Source organism: Arthrobacter gandavensis (assembly GCF_039528575.1).
Classification (GTDB): Bacteria; Actinomycetota; Actinomycetes; order Actinomycetales; family Micrococcaceae; genus Arthrobacter_B; species Arthrobacter_B citreus_B.
Genome location: NZ_BAAALV010000005.1, coordinates 1 through 1,239, shown reverse-complemented (window position 1 = coordinate 1,239; position 1,239 = coordinate 1). Strand labels below are relative to the sequence as shown.

The 1,239-nt window shown below is 64.9% G+C and carries 1 protein-coding gene and 1 rRNA gene; both read right to left on the bottom strand.

Going from position 1 to position 1,239, the window contains the following annotated elements:
* Positions 1-602: TMEM175 family protein (locus ABFX29_RS12255; RefSeq protein WP_346038494.1), on the bottom strand; the 602-nt coding region annotated here is incomplete at its 3' end.
* 114 nt (positions 603-716) lie between these two features.
* Positions 717-833, bottom strand: a 5S ribosomal RNA gene (gene rrf, locus ABFX29_RS12250).
* Positions 834-1,239 lie beyond the last annotated feature (406 nt).

Genomic DNA, 1,239 nt, shown 5'->3' with positions numbered 1-1,239 from the left:
AAGCCCAGGCTGATGACCAGAATGGACAGCCAGGAGTACTCCGCCGCAGAAGGGCTGACCAAGGCGATCGGAATCGACAGGAGGAAGACGGCCGGTGTGATCGGTGCCCGGACGCGCGCGTATTGGAGCAGGCCGGGATTCACATCGTCCCGGAAAAGCCCATGCCTGCGGCAGTAGGACCACATCAGCGTGTTCACCGACCCGATCAGCCCCAGTGCCGCCGCGTAAATAACGACGCCGAGGCTGGTGTCGTCATGCAGCGCCAGCATGTCCGTGGCGTAGGCCAGCAGTGCCACGAAGAACAGCAGCAGCAGGTTCAGCCGCTGCAGGCCGCCGGTGAACCCTTTCAACAGGCGGAACAGCCGGTGGTGGCTCAGCCAGTAGGCTCCCGCAACGGCGAAGGAGAGGGCGTAGGCGAAGAATTCCGGTCGCTGTTCCAGGATGGCCTGTCCCAGCTGGTCGGCGGGAACATCGGGCGCCTTGATGTCCACGGCCAGCAGCGTCATGGCGATGGCGAACACCGCATCGCTGAAGAACATGGTGCGTTCAATGTCCGGCCCGGAGTCGAGCCCGCGTTTGAGGGAGCCGCTGTTCTCCGTCATTTACACAGTCTGTGCCTGCTACCGGTGCCCGGGTAAGCCTGCCCCTGCCCAGAGGGCGGGAAGAAACAGAAAAGGACCCGTACGTCTTTGTACGGATCCTTTTCTCTACGGTATGTCCGGCGGTGACCTACTCTCCCACACCCTCCCGGGTGCAGTACCATCGGCGCTGTGGGTCTTAGCTTCCGGGTTCGGAATGGGACCGGGCGTTTCCCCCACGCAATGACCGCCGTAACCCTTTGTCCTCGCTTGCGCGGGAAAACCTGGGTCACGCGCCGCGTCCTTCTTCCGTTTCCGGAACCAGTCTGCGGCGGTGATGCTCTAATATCTTACCCTGTTTTTCGGGCTGCTTTGACCACTCGTCGATTCGGCGTGCGACCCCGGCTCGGCCGGAGGTGTCTCCGGGTGTCCGTCGGGGTGCCGTCGACCTGGCGGGGCGAGGCTGGGCGGCCGGCCGTAGCGGGCCGGCGCACCGGCCATGGCGGGCCGCAGCGCCCCTGGTTTCCCAGTCCCCGTGGCTCCTGTTGCCCCTGAGGCGGCCGGGAGTGCACAGCTGTCCCAGAAGGTGGGAGCCGGGCCCGGTGGTGGGGGTGGTGTTAAAGCAGTTCAGGCTCCGCAGCGTTGCGGAGCCTGAACTCTT